Here is a 16,766-nt window from a genome sequence, read left to right as displayed (position 1 = left end):
AGCGTCAGGAGTCCGATGCTAGGAGACAAAATGGAGCACTTCGCAGGCAAGGTCGCGGTCATTACCGGCGCGGCGAGCGGATTCGGCCGTGCCTTCGCGGCGAAGGGCGCTGCGCTCGGCATGAAGCTCGTGCTGGCGGATGTCGACGCAAAGGCGCTCGCCGAGGTCGTCGATGCCCTCGGCGCGCAGGGCGCCGAAGCGATCGGCGTGCCGACCGACGTCTCGAACGGCGGCGCCGTCGAAGCGCTCGCGCGCCGCACGCTCGACGCCTTCGGCCAGGCGCATCTGCTCTTCAACAACGCGGGCGTCGGCGCCGGCGGCTTCCTGTGGGAGAGCAGCGCGAACGACTGGGCTTGGGTGTTCGGCGTCAACGTGATGGGCGTCGCGCACGGCGTGCGCGTCTTTGCGCCGATCATGCTGCGGCAGAACGAGCCGGCGCATATCGTCAACACGGCGTCGGTGGCGGGCTTGCTGTCGCCGCCGTCGATGGGCATCTACAACGCGTCGAAGCACGCCGTCGTCGCGTTGACCGAGACCCTCTTTCACGATTTGCGCAATGCGGGCGGCCTGGTGGGATGTTCGCTGCTGTGTCCGGCCTTCGTGCCGACCGGCATCGCCGATGCGGAGCGCGCGCGTCCGGCCGGGCTGCGCAACGATGCGCCGGCGACGCCGTCGCAGGTCCTCGCCGGCAGGCAGCTTCATAAGGCGGTGCGCGCCGGCAAGCTCTCGGCCGAGGAGGTTGCCGAGTTGACGTTCGACGCGATTCGCGAGCGCCGCTTCTACATCGTCACGCACCCGAGCATCATGGAGAGCGTGCGGCTGCGCCATGAGGACATCGAGCAGCTTCGCGCGCCAACCGACCCGTATTCGCTGAAGCCGGAAGTGAAGGGCGGCGCGTGACGGAGCGGCGCTTGCCGGCAACGCGCCGACTTTTGATCGTGGCGTCATCCGGCGCTCGATTTCCCGCTGCTTTCACCCATGGGCGGCGCACGGCGTCCCGCAACGCCGTATTTCACGATGCCGCTTAACCCCAAAGTCGAGCAGGTGCTCGACATGATTGCTCGCGCCAAGCGTCCCGCGTATCACGACCTGGCACCGCAGGCCGCCCGCGCCTCGTATGAAAAGAGCGCGCCGATTCTCGAGATCGCTGCGGCGCGGATGTTCTCCGTCGAGGATCTCGACGTGCCGACGCGCGACGGCGCGCACATCCGCGCGCGTCTTTATCAGCCAACCGAGCCGAGCTGGGCGGAACCCGCGCCCGCGCTCGTCTACTTCCACGGCGGCGGCTTCACGGTCGGCAGCGTCAACACGCACGACGCGCTGTGCCGCATGTTCGCGCGCGATGCGCGCTGCGGCGTGTTGTCGGTCGACTATCGCCTCGCGCCCGAGCACAAGTTTCCGACCGCCGTCGACGATGCGTTCGACGCGCTCGCCTGGCTCGCCGAAAACGCGGCGACGTACGGCGTGGACGCCACGCGGCTCGCCGTCGGCGGCGACAGCGCGGGCGGCACGCTGGCGACGGTCTGCGCGGTGCTCGCCCGCGACGCCGGACTCGAGCTCGCGTTGCAGCTCCTGATCTATCCCGGCACGACCGGGCATCAGGCGACAGATTCACATTTGCGCCTCGGCGACGGTTTTTTATTGTCCGGCGAGACGATCCAGTGGTTTTTCGGGCAGTATCTGCGCGATGCGTCCGATCGCGACGACTGGCGCTTCGCGCCGCTCGACGGCACGCGCAATGCGCCGTCGTTTCGCGGCGTGGCGCCTGCGTGGATCGCGACGGCCGAATACGATCCGCTTTCCGACGAAGGCGCGGCGTACGCCGAAAAACTGGCGGGAGAGGGCAACGTCGTGACGCTCAAGCGCTACGCGGGCATGATTCACGAGTTCTTCAAGATGGGCGGCTTCGTGCCGGAGGTGGCGTGCGCGCATGCCGAAGCGGCGGCCGCGCTGCGCGCTGCATTCGAGGCGGATTGAAGTCAGGCAAAGACGGCGCTTGCCGCGCAATGCGCGCATGCGCCGGGGAGACGTCGATGAGCAAGATCATCCTGCACGTAGGCGACTGGGCGACGCTCGGTCCCGACGCCGCGCGCGTGCGCGACGCAGTCTTCGTGCGAGAGCAGCAAATTCCGGCGGACCTCGAATGGGACGCGGCCGACACCGATGCGCTGCATGCCGTCGCGTACAGCGAGCGGCTCGGCGAGCGTCATCCGGTCGGTACGGGGCGCTTGCTTGCGACGGGCGCGATCGGCCGCATGGCGGTGCTGCGCGAAGCGCGGCGCGGCGGCGTCGGTTCGTGCGTGCTCGAAACGTTGATCGGCCATGCCCAGCAGCGCGGAGACGCGCATGTCGAGCTCTACGCGCAGCGTTCCGCAGTGCCGTTTTATCTGCGGCACGGCTTTGCGGTCATCGGAGAGGAATTCGAGGAGGCCGGCATACCGCATGTGCAGATGGTGCGCGTGCTGCGCGGGCCGGAAGCCGAGGCTTGAGCTTTTCGCTCCGTTCGGGCGTCTGTGTCCAGTGCTCAAACGCCAGCGCACAGTGTTAAGGCGGTTGCTGCGCGACTCCGAGCGCAAGCTGCGGGAGGCCGCGCAGCAGCGGCTGGCGCAACTGCGCGCGTGACTCGCGAGGGCATGGCCACGCAGGCAATGAACTCTTTGATCAGCGTTTCCCCTAGGCGAACAATGAAATCATTGAAATCGGCTCGCTCTGTCTCGGGTTTTATAAGGCAATGGTCAGGAGAAGGGTTTTTTGCCTATCCAGCATCTTATGGCGGCCCCGCTATTTCAAGATGTGAAAGTCGCAAAATTAGCTCTGTTCTGTTCATACAGCCGAGCTTCGATTTCATATTGTCAACGTGCGTCTCAATGGTTCGACGCGACAGACCGAGTCGTTGAGATATTTCACTCGCCGTTCGGCCAGCAATGATATGCCGCGCTATTTCTAGCTGTCTCGGCGTAAGTGATCCGCTGACGAGTGATTGGGTTGGGGGGGATTGCTTCATGTGGCAAGACGCTCTTATGGCACAAATGAGGCGGTCATCTGATGCTTGTTGGGTCAATTTCTTTGCTGAATTACGAAAAAAGCACGCCAACAATAAATCTTCAATAGCAAATGCATTGGAATATTCTTGTGCATTCATGCTGGAGCGAACCAAGGCGCGGATTTGCGCTCGGATCGAGCATCGGTTTCATAACATCAAGATCCTGCTTCGTCATCGCAAGGTGCGCTATAAGCTGGCCAGGAACACGGCGCGGCTGTTCAGCCTGTTTGCGGGGATGAAATCCCGCAAGCCTTACCCGAGTGATGTGAGCGACGAGGAGTGGTCGTTCGTGGTGCCGTATTTGACACTGGTGCGAGAAGACGGTGCGCAACGCCGACATGATCTGCAAGAAATATTCAATGGGTTGCGCTGGTTGATCCGTCGCGTGCGCGTATCCGCCGGCGAGGCGGCGCAGACGTTCGCCTTCGCGAGGCGGGCATGCTGGCGCTGATGCTGCGGGCGCAGGAGTTGGGCGCACTGGCAGACTGGCTGATTCGCGCGGCCCATGACCGGGCTTTGCCTGAGGGTGCGAAGCTGAGATCTTGTTCCGCGTTTTGAAGAATGAGGTTGCCGCGTGGAGGCATTGCAACTGGGCACGATTGAGCGGCTCGAGCGGGCCTTGGAGCGGTTTCTGGTGGCAGCTTGGCGCTTCTCGCACACTTGATGCGTATGGGACGCACTTGCCAAGATCTGGATGCCGAACTGTTCTTCGATCCCGACGAGATTCGCGGCGCGTATCGGCTTACCCACGTCAAGCAGTCGGCTAAGCCCAAGCTTAACGAGTGTTACGCTCGATCGCGCGCTTGGGTGGCTTCCTCGGCCACAAGGGCATTGGCGAACCCGGCGCCAAGGCGATCCGGCTCGGACTCAAGGAAGTCCATGTCGCCGCCAATACCTTGCCGGCGTTACTTCAGCCGCGCGCGATCCGCTCGATCTCGAACGCGAACGATCGCTCGAAGTTGCCGGGCCGCGCGAGCTGATGCGTGCCGTCGTCGTCGCTGCGCTCGGCGATATCGACATGCCAGCCCGCGCCGCGCACATTCACCCGCAGCGCCGTCGTGCCGCGCGTGCCGTATTCCGCGGTCTCGATGAAGGCCGCCGACAGCGCGCGCTCCCGCTCCAGCGTGAGGCCCGTCGACGGCAATTCGTCGTCGTGTGCGGTGCGCGGGTCGCGCATCAATTCCATCAGCGAAGCAAGCGGCGGCGCCGGATCGCGCTCCAGCAGCTTGCGCAATTCGTCGCGCTTTCTCACGAGCTTCGGCCACGGCGTATCGAGCACGGCGTTCGAAATTGCGTGCACGCCCGCATCGAGCAGGATCGGCGCGGCCGACGAGCGATTGCAATACCAGCCGAGTTCGCGCCGCGTGAAATCGCCGATGAGCAGATTGAACCCGTTGTAGGCGGCGCCGTTTTCGGCGACTCGATGAAGGTAGTCGAGCGGCGCGAGCGGGGCGCCCTGCAGATACGCCGACACAAGCGTGCCGCGCGTCGGCGCGTCCGGGCGCATGTCGTTCGGCGCGCGGTAGTTCGTGAGCGCCGCGAAGCGTCCGTCGCGCGACACCCCCAACCAGGTGCCGCCCGCCGTCAGATCGCGTCCGGCGAGGAGGTCGGGCGCATCGGCCCACCAGGCGAGCGGATCGGCCGTGCGTCGAAAGTATTCGTCGCGATTGGCGGTCAGCGTAAGGAGCGGGCCGTGTCCGGCGGCGGGCCGCCAGTGGAAGACGATCAGGCACATCGCGCGGGTATCAAACGTCGGCCGGCAACGAATACGGCAGGGGCAGGAAACGCAGCACGGGGCCATCCGCCGCGCCCAGATGCACCGAGCCGCTCTCTAGCGCCGCGAGCTTGATCTCGACGAGCGCGTCGACGCCGCCTTCCGGGGCCGACGCCGCATTGACGATCTGTCCGCACGGCTGGCCGGGATCGTCCGAATGAAAGAGTTCGCCGCCGGCGCCGACCTCCGCCAACTCCCCGGCGACGTTCGCAAGCGCCATGCGCCGCTTGATCGTGCCCCGGTACTGACTGCGCGCGACGATCTCCTGGCCCGGATAGCAACCCTTGCGGAAGTTCACGCCGCCGAGCACGTCGAAGTTGACCATCTGCGGGACGAACTGCTCGACGACCGGCCGCGTGATGCGCGGCTCGCCCGCGCGGATATCGAGCCAGTCCCACACGGCAGGCGTGACCTGCGTGAGCGTGCCGTCGAGCAACGGCCGGCGCGCGGCGACTTCCGCCTGCGGCCCGATCCACAGATAGCGCGCACGGCCTTCGGCATCGGGCACGCGGATCAGCGAACCGGCGGGGCCGTCGACCTGGACGTGCACGGCGTCGGGCAGCGCATCGAAGACCTGCGACAGCGCTTTCCTGACGTCGCCGGCGAGACCGACCACCGTCAGTTGCGCGCTCGCATCCGCGAGCTTGGCTTTCGCGCGCAGCACGAACATCGACAGGCGCTTTTGCACTGCCGCTTGCAGATCCTTCGAAATCAGCAGGCGGATCGTGTCGCCCGTACGCCAGCTCAGAAACGACGCGAGCAGGCGCCCCTTCGGCGAGCAATAGCCGGCGAGGCGTGCGGTGGCGGCATCGAGATGCTGGACATCGTTGGTGAGCTGGCTGTGCAGGAAGCTGGCGGCATCGTCGCCGTGCACGTCGATTACGCCGAACTGCGTAAGCGTCGTGTAGGCGCCGCGTTCGAGGACGGCCTCGAATTCGACGGCGGCGGGCCGGGGCAGGAGCGGCAACGGAGCGGCGGTTGCGTGGGTTGGCGCGTGGCTTGCCGCGTTAGGTGCCGTTACGGCCGGCGCGGGAGTCGCTGAAGTGTTGGGGACATTCATGGAATCGGTATGCAGTCAATCCTGACTTTGGCGTAGGCGAGCAGTTATTATATGAGGTCCCTCTGAGCCATGTTCCGCATGTCCCTTCTGAAGAAATGCCTCGTCCTCGGGGCAGCTGTTGTCGTGCTCGCTGCCGCCGTCGGCGCCGGCGGCTATCACTGGGCGATCAGCCCGCTCACGCTAGCGCAGCCGGAGCTGGATGTCACGATCAAGCCGCACAGCACCGTGCGCAGCGTCACGCTGCAACTCAATCGCGGCGGCGTGCCGGTCGAGCCGGAGCTCTTCATCGCGATGACGCGCATCTTGAACCTGCAAAGCGAGGTGAAATCCGGCAACTATGAATTCAAGACCGGCATCACGCCCTACGATCTGCTGCAAAAGATGGTGCGCGGCGATGTGAACGAGTACGTGGCAACGATCATCGAAGGCTGGTCGTTCAAGCGCATGCGCGCAGAAATCGACGCGAACCCGGCTGTCAAGCACGACACCGCCGGCATGAGCGACGCCGATCTTCTGACGGCGATCGGCGCGACCGAAACGGGCCTGGCCAACGCCGAGGGTCTGTTCTTTCCGGATACGTATCTGTTCGACAAGGACACGAGCGACCTCGACCTCTACCGCCGCGCCTACAAGCTCATGAAGCTGCGCTTGAACGAAGCGTGGTCGGCGCGTGCGCCGGGTCTGCCTTACAAGACGCCTTATGAGGCGCTGATCATGGCGTCGCTGATCGAAAAGGAAACGGGCAAGGCGAGCGACCGGCCGCTCGTCGCGGCCGTGTTCGACAACCGCCTGCGCGTGGGCATGCCGCTGCAGACCGATCCGACGGTCATCTACGGCATGGGCGACGCCTATGCCGGCCACCTGAAGAAGCGCGATCTCCAGACCGACACTCCCTACAATACGTACACGCGTACCGGCCTGCCGCCCACGCCGATCGCCCTGCCGGGCGCCGCCTCGTTGCAAGCGGCGATGAACCCGGCGCCAAGCAGCGCGCTCTACTTCGTTTCGCGCGGCGACGGCACGAGCGAGTTCTCAGACACGCTCGACGACCACAACAAGGCCGTCGACAAATACATTCGAGGTCAATAAACGATGGCGCGCGGGAAATTCATTACGTTCGAAGGCATCGACGGTGCGGGCAAGACCACGCACCTGACTTGGTTTCGCGAGCGCCTCGCAGCGTCGCTGGCGCCTTCGGGGCGCGCGGTGGTCGTCACGCGCGAGCCGGGCGGCACGCCGCTTGGCGAAGCGCTGCGCGAGATGCTGCTGCATCAGCCGATGAATCTGGAGACCGAGGCGCTCCTGATGTTCGCGGCACGCAGCGAGCACCTGGCGCTTGTGATCGAGCCGGCGCTCGCGCGCGGCGACTGGGTGCTCTCGGACCGCTTCACTGACGCGACGTTCGCGTATCAGGGCGGCGGCCGCGGCTTGCCGCGAGACAAGCTCGAAGCGCTCGAGCGCTGGGTGCAGGGCGGCTTCGGGCCGGATTTGACCGTGCTGTTCGACGTGCCGACCGATACCGCAAGCGAGCGGCGAGGCGCCGCGCGCGCGCCCGACAAGTTCGAGCGCGAATCGGAAGCGTTTTTCACGCGCACACGCGCCGAATACCTGCGGCGCGCGGAAGAGGCGCCGCACCGGTTTGCGATCGTCGACGCGACGCAAAGCATCCCGCGCATCCAGGAAACGCTCGAAGGCCTCATCGCGAGCCTCACCGCGTGATCCGCCGCATTCCCCTTTACAACCGTCTAGCGAACGAAAGCCGAACATGATTTACCCGTGGCAAACCGACGACTGGAACCGTCTGCAACAGTTGCGCGCACAGTGGCCGCATGCGCTTTTGCTGTACGGCCAAGCCGGCATCGGCAAGCTGCGCTTCGCGCAACATCTCGCGCAAGGGCTCTTGTGCGAATCGCCCGCCGCGAACGGCGAACCTTGCGGCACGTGCGCCGCGTGCAATTGGTTCGTGCAAGGCAATCACCCCGACTACCGGATCTTGCTGCCCGAGGCGCTGGCCGCCGAGGCGGGCCCGGCGGCGGCCGCCGACGACGATAAAGCGGATGCCGACGACGGCAAGAAGACGAAGACGCCGAGCAAGGAAATCAAGATCGAGCAAGTGCGTGCGCTGCTCGATTTCGTCGGCGTCGGTTCGCATCGGGGCGGGGCGCGCGTCGTCGTGGCATACCCGGCCGAGGCGCTGAACGTCGCCGCGTCCAACGCGCTTTTGAAGACGCTGGAGGAACCGCCCGCCGGGGTGGTGTTCTTGATGGTGTCGGCGCGCGTCGACCGGCTGCTGCCGACGATCGTGAGCCGCTGCCGTCAATGGCCGATGTCGACGCCGGCTCCCGAGACGGCGGCGCAATGGCTCGCGGCGCAAGGCGTCGAAGACGCCGCGGCGCTCCTTGCCGAGGCGGGCGGCGCGCCGCTTGCGGCGCTCGCGCTCGCCGTCGACGAAAACCGCGTGCTGCGCGACTGGACCTTGACGCAGCTCGCCGCCGGCGCCGACTGCGATGCCTTCGCGTGCGGCGAGACGCTGCAGAAACTGCCCGTGCCGGTCGTGCTCGGCTGGATGCAGCGCTGGCTCTACGATTTGCTCGCCGAGCGCACGGCGGGGGCGCCGCGCTATTTCCCGTCGGCATCGGCTGCGCTCGCGCGTTGTGCGGCGCAGGTCGACGCGAACGCGTTCGCGCGCTTCATGCGGACGGTCACGCGCCAGCGCGCCGTCGAAAACCATCCGCTGAACGCGCGCCTCGTATTCGAAGCGCTGTTTATCGGCTATCGCGAGCTGTTTGCATAACGAGCTGCCCATGAGCCTTTCCTACCGCGACGCCACGCTCGACGACTTGCCCGCGATCGTCGCCATCTACAATTCGACCGTGGCCTCGCGTCAGGTGACGGCCGATCTCGAACCGGTCACGGTCGAAAGCCGCATCGCGTGGTTTCACGCGCACGGGCCGAACGCGCGGCCGCTGTGGGTCGTCGAGGAGGCGGGGCGCGTGATCGCGTGGCTCAGCTTCTCCGATTTCTACGGGCGCCCCGCGTACTCGCGCACGGCCGAAGTGAGCATCTATCTGGACGACAGCGCGCGCGGCAAGGGGCTCGGCAAGACGCTGCTCGCCGCCGCGCTCGACGTGGCCCCGAGCCTGGGCATCGACACCGTGCTCGGCTTCATCTTCGGCCACAATGCGCCGAGCCTCGCGCTCTTTCGCCGTTTCGGGTTCGACGACTGGGGGCGCCTGCCCCGCGTTGCGGTGCTCGACGGCGTCGAGCGCGATCTCGTGATCGTGGGCCGACGGCTGACGGACGCCAAGCCGGCGGCGGTCTGACCGTCGCGTCCGGCGCGCACGCTTTTCCGCTTCACTCTTGTCGCACAGGAACTCACGATGTTTGTCGACTCGCACTGCCATATCAACTTCGAAGGTCTCGGCGACCGGCTGCCTCAGGTGCTTGAAAACATGCGCGCGCACGATGTCACGCATGCGCTGTGCGTGTCGGTCGATCTCGAGACGCTGCCGTCGGTGCTCGAGATCGCGCGCGCGTATGACAACGTGTACGCGTCGGTCGGCGTGCATCCCGATCACGAGGATGCGAAAGAGCCGAGCGTCGCCGAGCTGGTCGAGCTGGCCGGGCATCCGAAAGTCGTCGCGATCGGCGAGACCGGGCTCGACTACTACCGCCTCGAAGGCCGCACGATCGACGACATGGAGTGGCAGCGCGAGCGCTTTCGCACCCACATCCGCGCAGCGCACGCGACGATGAAGCCGCTCATCGTCCACACGCGCGCCTCGTCCGACGACACGCTGCGCATCATGGAAGAGGAGCGGGCAGGCGTGCCGGGCGGCGTGATGCATTGCTTCACCGAGCCGTGGGCAATTGCCGAACGCGCGCTCGCACAGAATTTTTACATTTCGCTGTCGGGCATCGTCACGTTCAAGAACGCGACCGACGTGCAGGACGTCGCGCGGCGCGTGCCGCTCGAGCGTCTCCTGATCGAAACGGACTCGCCATACCTTGCGCCCGTGCCGTATCGCGGCAAACCCAATGAACCTGCGTACGTAAGTTATGTCGGACGCTTCATCGCCCAGCAGCGCGAGATGCCGGAAGCGGAGCTGGCCGCTGCCACGACGCAGAACTTCTTCCACCTGTTCAAGAGCGCGGCGCCCGTTGTAGCGTGATCACAAAGTTCATTATTATCAAAGCACTAGGGATGGAAATTAAAGTTGAATATGAACAATATCATGACTGAGTCGCAAGCCATCGCGACGGCTTCGAACCATTCGGGCGCGCTGCGTCATGGGATCGTCCGGCGCGCCGGACGCGTTTCGCTGGCGCTCGCGGGCGGACTGATGTGCGCGGCGTTCGTTTCGCAGGCCGCGTACGCGTCGCCTGCCGACACGATGATCAAGGCGGTCAAGTTCGACGACGTGAAGGAAGTCGACAAGCAGCTCGCGAACGGCATGGACCCGAACCTCACCGATCAGAACGGCATGCCGATCCTCGTGATCGCGGCGCGCGAAAAGTCCGACCAGGTGGCGGCCGCGCTGATCGCGAACCCGAAAACGGACCTCGAAAAGCTCGACCCGGCCGGCGAGAACGCGATGATGCTCGCCGCGCTGAACGGCGACGTGGACCTCGTCAAGCTTCTGATCAGCAAGGACGCCGAGGTCAACAAGAAGGGCTGGGCGCCGCTGCACTACGCGGCGGCGAACGGCCATGACGACGTCGTGCAGCTCCTGATCGACCACTCGGCCTACATCGACGCCGGCTCGCCCAACGGCACGACGCCGCTGATGATGGCCGCGCGCGGCAATCACATCACGACCGTCAAGGTGCTGCTCGACGCGGGCGCCGATCCGACCATCAAGAATCAGCTAGGCCTGACCGCGCTCGATTTCGCGAAGCAATATCACGCGAAAGACGTGACCGAAGGCCTGACGGCGCGGCTGCAGAGCGTGCAGACGACTCCGTCCGCGGCGCCTGCCGCGTCACAAAACAGTGCAAAATAACCAAGTTGCAGCGCGGCGCTCGCCGCGCTCATTCAATCGGCCTCTGAACGCCGATCCCCACACCGCGATACACCGCTCAAATGAAAGGAAAACCATGCTGCGGGCTTTGATATGCGCCGGCGCGCTGGCCGTGCCGCTTACGGCCGCCGCGTTCACGGGAGGCGACCTCAACAAGCTGTGCACGAGGACCGACGTTGCATCGCGCAGCGCATGTGCGGCCTATATCGAGGGCGCGGCTGACGGCGTGTACAACACGATCGACGCCATCGGCGGCACCACCGGCCCGCGGGTCGGCCAATATTTCTGCCTGCCGCCGGACACGCGCACGCAACAGATGACCGATGCCGTGCGCAAATACGTCGCCGAAAATCCGAACTCCGCGAACTACAACGCGAGCACGGTGATCGCGCTTGGACTCGGCAAGGCGTTCCCGTGCAAGCCGAACTAATGAAATGAAACAGCCCCCACGCTCACTGCGTTCGCTGCCCCCCGAGGGGGCAGTCAGTGCGCTTGGGGCGGCCCGGCGCGTACTGAGTGAGCTGAGCTGACGCCATGGGCCGCTTAGTGGTGGTCTCAAACCGCGTCGCGACGCCGACGGAAACCAAAGGCTCGGCGGGCGGCCTCGCGGTCGCCGTGTTCGGTGCGTTGAAGGATATGGGCGGCGTGTGGTTCGGCTGGAGCGGGGACGTCGTCAGCGAGACGGTCGCGAACGCCGGGCCGACGCTCGAAGTGGACGGCGCCGTCACCTTCGCTACCGTCGGCCTGCCGCGGCGCGACTACGACCAGTACTACCGCGGCTTTTCGAACGCGATGCTGTGGCCCGTGTTCCACTATCGCAACGATCTCGCCGTCTACGAGCGCGACGACTATGCGGGCTACCGGCGCGTCAACGCGTGGCTCGCGCACAAGCTCATCAAGCTGCTCGCCCCGGACGACATCGTCTGGGTCCACGATTACCACCTGATTCCGTTTGCCGAGGCGCTGCGCCAGGAAGGCATCGGCAACCGGCTTGGTTTTTTTCTGCATATTCCATTTCCGTCACCGCAGATCCTGCTCAACGTGCCGCCGCACGAGGATCTCGTGAAGTCGCTGTGCTGCTACGACCTGCTGGGCTTCCAGACGGAAACGGACCAGACCGCCTTTCACGACTACATCGTCCGCCACGCGCGCGGCACCGTGGGGCCGGGCGGGCAGGTCGAGGCGTTCGGCCGGACGCTTCGCACCGGCGTCTACCGGATCGGCGTGTTTCCGGACGAGATCGCCGCGCAGGCCGAGCGCTGCGAAAGCCGCCAGGACGTGCTGGAACTCAAGGAAAGCCTCGAAGGGCGCAAGCTCATCATGAGCGTCGACCGGCTCGACTATTCGAAAGGCCTTGTCGAACGCTTTCGCGCGTTCGAGCAGCTGCTCGAGAAGGCGCCCGAGTGGCGCGGCAACGTCACGCTCGTGCAGATCGCGCCGCCGACGCGCTCCGACGTCGATACTTATCAGCAAATCCGCCAGAACCTCGAGTACGAAGCCGGACGGATCAACGGCCGCTATTCGGGGCTCGATTACACGGCGATTCGCTACCTGAACCAGCGCTACGACCGCTTGAAGCTGATGTCGCTCTTTCGCGAGTCGCAGGTCGGCTTCGTCACGCCGCTGCGCGACGGCATGAACCTCGTCGCGAAGGAGTACGTCGCCGCGCAGAATCCGGACGATCCCGGCGTGCTCGTGCTGTCGTGCTTTGCGGGCGCCGCCGACGAGCTTACGTCCGCGCTGCTCGTCAATCCGCACGACATCACCGGCATGTCGGAGGCGTTGCAGCGTGCGCTGTCGATGCCGCTCGCCGAGCGCAAGCGCCGCCATCAGGCCAACATGGCGGTGTTGCGCCAGAACAATCTCGGCGTCTGGCGCGACGCGTTCCTGGCCGATCTGCGCGGCGTGCCCGTGCGCCGGCCCTGAGCAACCCCAAGCTCGGATGTTTCGCGACTGTAACAGGACCGAGGAAGTGCAATACTTCCCGTCGGTTTGCGCACGATCCGCGATAATCGAGGCGAGATGAACCGAAGAAGCGGGCGGGGCAGCGGCCGGAACGGCGAGTTGCCGCCCCCCGGGGAACCCAGCGGCCGCGAGAGCCGCTACCTGCGACGGCCTGCCCGTCCAGACATGGAGAGCCAGAAACATGAAGATTGCGCAGATCGCCCCTCTGACCGAGTCGGTGCCCCCGAAGCTCTACGGCGGCACGGAGCGCGTCGTGTCGTACATCACGGAGGCGCTGGTCGATCTCGGCCACGATGTGACACTTTTTGCCAGCGGCGACTCTCAGACGAGCGCGAAACTCGAAGCGGTGTGGCCGCGCGCATTGCGCCTGGACCCGGCGATCCGCGACCGAATCGCGCCGCACATGCTGCTCATGGAAATGGTGCGGCGTCAGGCCGAAGAGTTCGACGTCCTGCACTTCCACATGGACTACTACTCGTTCTCGCTGTTCAAGCGGCAGGACACGGCGTTCGTCACGACGCTGCACGGCCGCCTCGACCTGCCCGAGCAGCAGCCGGTGTTCGACACGTTCAACACGGCGCCCGTGATCTCGATCTCCGATTCGCAGCGCGCGCCGCTGCCGCAGGCCAAATGGCTGACGACGGTCTACCACGGTCTGCCGGAAATGCTCTACACGCCGCAGCCGGTCGAGCAGCGGTACCTCGCGTTCCTCGGCCGGATCTCGCCGGAAAAACGCGTCGACACGGCCATCCGCATCGCGTCGCGCTGCGGGCTGCCGATCCGGATCGCCGCCAAGATCGACGCCGCCGACCGCGAATACTTCGAACGCGACATCAAACCGCTCTTCGATCTGCCGCACGTCGAGTTCATCGGCGAGATCGCCGATCATCAGAAAGCCGAATTTCTGTCGGGCGCGCATGCGCTGTTGTTCCCGATCGACTGGCCGGAGCCGTTCGGCCTAGTGATGATCGAAGCGATGGCCTGCGGCACGCCGGTCATCGCGTTCAATCGAGGCGCGGTGCAGGAAGTGATCGACGAGGGCATCTCGGGCTTCATCGTCGAAGACGAGATCAGCGCCGTGGCGGCCGTCAACCGCCTGCATACGGTGCCGCGCAAGCGTGTCCGGCAGCGCTTCGAAGAGCGCTTCACGTCGCACCGGATGGCCAAGCAGTATCTCGAGGCGTACCAGGCCGTGATTCGCGCGCAGAAGCGCTCGCGCTTCAAGGTGGTCGACACGACGTCGAACTGAACGCGTTAGCAGTGAGCCAATGAAAACGGCGATGCGCAATGCATCGCCGTTTCTGCTTGTGCCGACCCGAGTGAGTGCAGAGCGCTTACTCGGCGCGCCGCTTAGATATTGAGGCGCGAGACCTTCGTGCCTTGCAGCGACAGATCGCCCATCAGGCCCGCGTTCGTCAGCACGAACACCTCGACCGGCGAGGTGGCCGTTGTCGTGTCGACCGCACCGTTGGCGCCCATCTTCACGAGCGCGACCGAGGCGTCGCCGCCGGCCGACCAGCCGTCCGAGCTGCGGAATTTGTCGAGCGAGTCCTGCGTCATGAACAGGAACACGATCGCCTTCGATTGTGCGCCGGCCTGCAGGCCTAACGAGCCGGTGGCCGTGCTGTAGTAGCCGACCGTGCTGCCGCCTACGCGCAGCGCACCTTCGCCATATTGGCCGCCGACGATCAAGCCGGCCTGGATGACCGACGGGAACACCAGCACGCCGCGGGCTTTGCCGACGAGCTCACGCGAGCCGGGCACCGTGGCAAAGAGACGCGACATCGTGGCGTCCACGCTGGCGTTGATCGACTGGCGCTTGGACGCATTGGTGGCGCTGGTATCGGGCTGATTCGGCGTGGTCGTGCAGCCAGCCAGCGCGAGGCTGCCGACTACGATCGCCGCTGCTGCCTTGAGCATCAGTTTGCGTTTTTGCATCTTTTTCTCCGTCGTGGATCTTCAAGGAAAACCTCACAAAATGAGAGGTTTGTACGAAGCGTTATAACACAGAGACAAGTTTCTAAACCCTGACTTCATCTCGGAAAGCCTTGCTGGACGGTCATTAATGCCAACCGACGGTTCGTTTCGGTGATTCTGAGCGGTTCGATAAACATTGCTTTTTGCGCAATGTTAGGGCGTCTGGAACACTTTGAAAGCGGCCTTTCACTTGCTTGACAGGCAGAAACCGTGCCCGGCCCGCAACGGTCAATGATTCGCCGGGCTTTTCACGGCGGGCGGCCGGCGCAAGGCGCGGCGGATGCCCGCGATCACCAGGCCGACCGCAAAAATGAACGCCGCAGGAACCACCCAATAGCCGACGAACGCGTGCCAGAGATAGCTCGCGAGCGTGCTTTTTCTGAGCGCGTATTCGTCGATGGCTTCTTGTTGGCGTGCCGCATTGGCGGCAAGGACATCGGCCGGGCAGCCGGCCGAGCGCGCCTCGTCCGGCTTGCCGTGGCAGCGGGCAGGGGCGCCCGCGGCGCGCTGGGCGTCGGTGAAGGTCCAGGTCGTGAGCGCGTTGTTGAGGTCGACCGTGTTATAGGCCATCTCGTCCCGGATCTCGTGTACCGCGACAATCATCACCGGCACCAACCAGAAGATGATGACGATCAGCCACCGCCTGAACCAGCGGTTTTGTCTCCATGCCATTCCAGCCTCCGCAATGCTTTACGCATCAACGACGAGACGGCGGCCCGATGGCGCATTGTCGTATTGGGGAGCGGACCGTCTTCGCAGCCATCATAGAAGAAAATGCGACATATCGCCGCATTGCGATCGCACGCGCGGCGATCACCGAACAAGGCAGGACAAGAGCGGCCGCAAGCGCACGGCGGTGCGGCGCTCAGCCCGGGCCGAGCGAAGCCCGGGACGACAGGAGGCGGCCCGCGCTTAGCTCTTGTTGCTCAGGCAGTCCTTCATGAATGCCTTGCGGTCGTCGCCTTTCTTGTCGCCGGCTTGCTTGTTGCACAGGGTCATCTTTTCTTGCTGCGTCATCGGCTTCGCGCTGGCGGCCGAGTTCTTCGACAAGCAGTCCTTCATGAATGCCTTGCGGTCATCGCCTTTCTTGTCGCCGGCCTGCTGGTTGCACATCGTCATCTTCGATTGCTGGCTGTTTTGCGCGAAAGCCGGAGAGGCGAGCGTGGCGCCGGCGAGAACGGCGGCATACGCAGACAGGGCGATAGCGGATCGGATCTTCATTCGACACTCCAAACGGGGGATTAGCGTTATTGGCGATGCGACCGCGCGCAGGTTGCCGCTCGGACCTCGATCGACTCGAGCGGGCTGGGCGCCGTCGCATTATGGCAAAGCCATCCCAATAAAAGCTAGAAATGCCAAGCCGAAAAAGCCGCCGGTAATTTCTTCAAATTTGCCGGTAATTCAAGCGTCGAGCGATCCGGAGATCGAATTCCGGCGCGCATGCGGGTTGCGCGAGCGGCAACGCTACGGCAATCGGGCGGCAGATTGGCCACGATCCGAGCGGAACGGGTCTTGCGTACGCGGACCAGTATCCCGGGCGCGCGCCGTCGGGGCGCCGCGTATCGGCTGACAGCAAGCCGTGACGGGATCATTCCATCCAAACGGAGTTTGCGATGTCGGTTCCTCTATCGGAGCAATACAAAGGCTTTGCGATCGCGGTCCAAGCCCTGCGCCGCGCAAAGGAAGGCAACGAGGTGCCCGATGGGCCGCGGCGCTTCGATATCGTCGTCACCATTTCGCGGCAGTTGAGCGGCGAGCACGGCAAGTCCGAAATGTTCGGCGTGCCGGAGCATGATCCCTTCGAAAGTCAAATCGAAGCGCACAAGACCGGCGTGCAGTACGCGCGCGACATCATCGACGGCAAGGTGGACGGACAGTCCGTCGAGGGGCTCTAGCCGCATTGCGGCGCCCGCGTCCAATCCGCTT

General features: G+C 64.9%; 19 protein-coding genes and 3 pseudogenes. 16 read left to right on the top strand and 6 right to left on the bottom strand.

Translation table 11 applies throughout. The features are described 5' to 3' along the window. Positions 1–30: 30 nt before the first annotated feature. The 3 genes from J3489_RS12735 to J3489_RS12725 all read left to right on the top strand — a co-directional run bounded on the left by J3489_RS12735 (position 31) and on the right by J3489_RS12725 (position 2,489). Positions 31–900, top strand: coding sequence for an SDR family oxidoreductase (locus J3489_RS12735; RefSeq protein ID WP_206998433.1), 870 nt, complete (start codon positions 31–33; stop codon positions 898–900). Between the two features lie 117 nt (positions 901–1,017). Next, a complete protein-coding gene (locus tag J3489_RS12730) occupies positions 1,018–1,977 on the top strand; it encodes an alpha/beta hydrolase (protein WP_206998526.1) in 960 nt (319 codons plus the stop codon). A gap of 56 nt (positions 1,978–2,033) precedes the next feature. Continuing rightward, a complete protein-coding gene (locus J3489_RS12725; RefSeq protein WP_206998431.1) occupies positions 2,034–2,489 on the top strand; it encodes a GNAT family N-acetyltransferase in 456 nt (151 codons plus the stop codon). Positions 2,490–2,767: 278 nt separating this feature from the next. Here the strand turns inward: J3489_RS12725 and J3489_RS38795 are convergent, their stop codons facing one another. Next, on the bottom strand, positions 2,768–3,004 hold the full coding sequence (locus J3489_RS38795; protein ID WP_374193450.1) for a response regulator transcription factor: 237 nt from the start codon (positions 3,002–3,004) through the stop codon (positions 2,768–2,770). Positions 3,005–3,143: 139 nt separating this feature from the next. On the opposite strand from J3489_RS38795, the pseudogene J3489_RS12715 reads away from it, so the two are divergent. The 3 pseudogenes from J3489_RS12715 to J3489_RS37600 all read left to right on the top strand — a co-directional run. Then, positions 3,144–3,275 (top strand): annotated as a pseudogene (locus tag J3489_RS12715) (IS5/IS1182 family transposase); the annotation flags it as partial. Positions 3,276–3,278: 3 nt separating this feature from the next. Further along, positions 3,279–3,425 (top strand): annotated as a pseudogene (locus J3489_RS12710) (transposase); the annotation flags it as partial. A 148-nt stretch (positions 3,426–3,573) separates the two neighbouring features. Beyond that, positions 3,574–4,023, top strand: a pseudogene (locus J3489_RS37600) (IS4 family transposase); the annotation flags it as partial. Here the strand turns inward: J3489_RS37600 and J3489_RS12700 are convergent. Together J3489_RS12700 and ygfZ are read right to left on the bottom strand one after the other, a co-directional pair. After that, positions 3,954–4,778 carry an NRDE family protein gene (locus tag J3489_RS12700; protein WP_206998427.1) on the bottom strand — a complete coding sequence of 275 codons (825 nt, stop codon included), beginning with the start codon at positions 4,776–4,778 and terminating at the stop codon, positions 3,954–3,956. The pseudogene J3489_RS37600 and the gene J3489_RS12700 sit on opposite strands and share 70 nt — an antisense overlap. Positions 4,779–4,788: 10 nt before the next feature. Continuing rightward, on the bottom strand, positions 4,789–5,877 hold the full coding sequence (gene ygfZ, locus J3489_RS12695) for a CAF17-like 4Fe-4S cluster assembly/insertion protein YgfZ (protein ID WP_206998426.1): 1,089 nt from the start codon (positions 5,875–5,877) through the stop codon (positions 4,789–4,791). 78 nt (positions 5,878–5,955) lie between these two features. Here ygfZ and mltG point away from each other — a divergent pair, with 78 nt between their 5' ends. The 9 genes from mltG (at position 5,956) to J3489_RS12650 (ending at position 14,112) form a co-directional block, all read left to right on the top strand. Next, on the top strand, positions 5,956–6,966 hold the full coding sequence (gene mltG / locus J3489_RS12690; protein ID WP_206998424.1) for an endolytic transglycosylase MltG: 1,011 nt from the start codon (positions 5,956–5,958) through the stop codon (positions 6,964–6,966). A gap of 3 nt (positions 6,967–6,969) precedes the next feature. Next, complete coding sequence (tmk, locus tag J3489_RS12685; protein ID WP_206998422.1) at positions 6,970–7,596, top strand: dTMP kinase; 627 nt, start codon at positions 6,970–6,972, stop codon at positions 7,594–7,596. 46 nt (positions 7,597–7,642) lie between these two features. Continuing rightward, on the top strand, positions 7,643–8,671 hold the full coding sequence (locus J3489_RS12680; protein ID WP_206998420.1) for a DNA polymerase III subunit delta': 1,029 nt from the start codon (positions 7,643–7,645) through the stop codon (positions 8,669–8,671). A gap of 10 nt (positions 8,672–8,681) precedes the next feature. Beyond that, positions 8,682–9,200 carry a GNAT family N-acetyltransferase gene (locus tag J3489_RS12675; RefSeq protein WP_206998417.1) on the top strand — a complete coding sequence of 173 codons (519 nt, stop codon included), beginning with the start codon at positions 8,682–8,684 and terminating at the stop codon, positions 9,198–9,200. 57 nt (positions 9,201–9,257) lie between these two features. Beyond that, positions 9,258–10,049: a TatD family hydrolase gene (locus J3489_RS12670; protein WP_206998416.1), complete on the top strand. Its 792-nt coding sequence runs from the start codon at positions 9,258–9,260 to the stop codon at positions 10,047–10,049. Positions 10,050–10,100: 51 nt separating this feature from the next. Beyond that, positions 10,101–10,880, top strand: coding sequence for an ankyrin repeat domain-containing protein (locus J3489_RS12665; protein ID WP_206998525.1), 780 nt, complete (start codon positions 10,101–10,103; stop codon positions 10,878–10,880). A 94-nt stretch (positions 10,881–10,974) separates the two neighbouring features. Continuing rightward, positions 10,975–11,328 carry a Rap1a/Tai family immunity protein gene (locus J3489_RS12660; protein WP_206998414.1) on the top strand — a complete coding sequence of 118 codons (354 nt, stop codon included), beginning with the start codon at positions 10,975–10,977 and terminating at the stop codon, positions 11,326–11,328. Positions 11,329–11,432: 104 nt separating this feature from the next. Continuing rightward, positions 11,433–12,824 (top strand): alpha,alpha-trehalose-phosphate synthase (UDP-forming), encoded by a 1,392-nt coding sequence (gene otsA / locus J3489_RS12655; RefSeq protein WP_206998412.1) that lies wholly within the window; start codon positions 11,433–11,435, stop codon positions 12,822–12,824. A 220-nt stretch (positions 12,825–13,044) separates the two neighbouring features. Beyond that, positions 13,045–14,112, top strand: coding sequence for a glycosyltransferase family 4 protein (locus J3489_RS12650; RefSeq protein ID WP_206998410.1), 1,068 nt, complete (start codon positions 13,045–13,047; stop codon positions 14,110–14,112). A gap of 101 nt (positions 14,113–14,213) precedes the next feature. On the opposite strand, the gene J3489_RS12645 is transcribed toward J3489_RS12650, so the two are convergent. The 3 genes from J3489_RS12645 to J3489_RS12635 form a co-directional block, all read right to left on the bottom strand. Further along, a complete protein-coding gene (locus J3489_RS12645; RefSeq protein ID WP_206998409.1) occupies positions 14,214–14,801 on the bottom strand; it encodes a BPSL1445 family SYLF domain-containing lipoprotein in 588 nt (195 codons plus the stop codon). A gap of 267 nt (positions 14,802–15,068) precedes the next feature. Beyond that, positions 15,069–15,512: a hypothetical protein gene (locus tag J3489_RS12640; RefSeq protein ID WP_206998407.1), complete on the bottom strand. Its 444-nt coding sequence runs from the start codon at positions 15,510–15,512 to the stop codon at positions 15,069–15,071. A 240-nt stretch (positions 15,513–15,752) separates the two neighbouring features. Next, positions 15,753–16,061, bottom strand: a complete 309-nt coding sequence (locus J3489_RS12635) for a PsiF family protein (RefSeq protein WP_206998405.1) — start codon at positions 16,059–16,061, stop codon at positions 15,753–15,755. 392 nt (positions 16,062–16,453) lie between these two features. Between J3489_RS12635 and J3489_RS12630 the strand changes: the two genes are divergently transcribed. After that, positions 16,454–16,735, top strand: a complete 282-nt coding sequence (locus tag J3489_RS12630) for a hypothetical protein (RefSeq protein WP_206998403.1) — start codon at positions 16,454–16,456, stop codon at positions 16,733–16,735. Positions 16,736–16,766: the final 31 nt, after the last annotated feature.

Source organism: Trinickia mobilis (genome assembly GCF_017315705.1).
GTDB lineage: Bacteria > Pseudomonadota > Gammaproteobacteria > Burkholderiales > Burkholderiaceae > Trinickia_A > Trinickia_A mobilis.
Note: the sequence above shows the minus strand (reverse complement) of the source record. Positions and strands in the feature narration are given on the sequence as shown.

Bases quoted from the DNA above. Each gene is read 5' to 3' on its own strand.
- J3489_RS12735 (WP_206998433.1), top strand. From the start codon at position 31: ATGGAGCACTTCGCAGGCAAGGTCGCGGTCATTACCGGCGCGGCGAGC.
- J3489_RS12730 (WP_206998526.1), top strand. From the start codon at position 1,018: ATGCCGCTTAACCCCAAAGTCGAGCAGGTGCTCGACATGATTGCTCGC.
- J3489_RS12725 (WP_206998431.1), top strand. From the start codon at position 2,034: ATGAGCAAGATCATCCTGCACGTAGGCGACTGGGCGACGCTCGGTCCC.
- J3489_RS38795 (WP_374193450.1), bottom strand. From the start codon at position 3,004: ATGAAGCAATCCCCCCCAACCCAATCACTCGTCAGCGGATCACTTACG.
- J3489_RS12700 (WP_206998427.1), bottom strand. From the start codon at position 4,778: ATGTGCCTGATCGTCTTCCACTGGCGGCCCGCCGCCGGACACGGCCCG.
- ygfZ (WP_206998426.1), bottom strand. From the start codon at position 5,877: ATGAATGTCCCCAACACTTCAGCGACTCCCGCGCCGGCCGTAACGGCA.
- mltG (WP_206998424.1), top strand. From the start codon at position 5,956: ATGTCCCTTCTGAAGAAATGCCTCGTCCTCGGGGCAGCTGTTGTCGTG.
- tmk (WP_206998422.1), top strand. From the start codon at position 6,970: ATGGCGCGCGGGAAATTCATTACGTTCGAAGGCATCGACGGTGCGGGC.
- J3489_RS12680 (WP_206998420.1), top strand. From the start codon at position 7,643: ATGATTTACCCGTGGCAAACCGACGACTGGAACCGTCTGCAACAGTTG.
- J3489_RS12675 (WP_206998417.1), top strand. From the start codon at position 8,682: ATGAGCCTTTCCTACCGCGACGCCACGCTCGACGACTTGCCCGCGATC.
- J3489_RS12670 (WP_206998416.1), top strand. From the start codon at position 9,258: ATGTTTGTCGACTCGCACTGCCATATCAACTTCGAAGGTCTCGGCGAC.
- J3489_RS12665 (WP_206998525.1), top strand. From the start codon at position 10,101: ATGAACAATATCATGACTGAGTCGCAAGCCATCGCGACGGCTTCGAAC.
- J3489_RS12660 (WP_206998414.1), top strand. From the start codon at position 10,975: ATGCTGCGGGCTTTGATATGCGCCGGCGCGCTGGCCGTGCCGCTTACG.
- otsA (WP_206998412.1), top strand. From the start codon at position 11,433: ATGGGCCGCTTAGTGGTGGTCTCAAACCGCGTCGCGACGCCGACGGAA.
- J3489_RS12650 (WP_206998410.1), top strand. From the start codon at position 13,045: ATGAAGATTGCGCAGATCGCCCCTCTGACCGAGTCGGTGCCCCCGAAG.
- J3489_RS12645 (WP_206998409.1), bottom strand. From the start codon at position 14,801: ATGCAAAAACGCAAACTGATGCTCAAGGCAGCAGCGGCGATCGTAGTC.
- J3489_RS12640 (WP_206998407.1), bottom strand. From the start codon at position 15,512: ATGGCATGGAGACAAAACCGCTGGTTCAGGCGGTGGCTGATCGTCATC.
- J3489_RS12635 (WP_206998405.1), bottom strand. From the start codon at position 16,061: ATGAAGATCCGATCCGCTATCGCCCTGTCTGCGTATGCCGCCGTTCTC.
- J3489_RS12630 (WP_206998403.1), top strand. From the start codon at position 16,454: ATGTCGGTTCCTCTATCGGAGCAATACAAAGGCTTTGCGATCGCGGTC.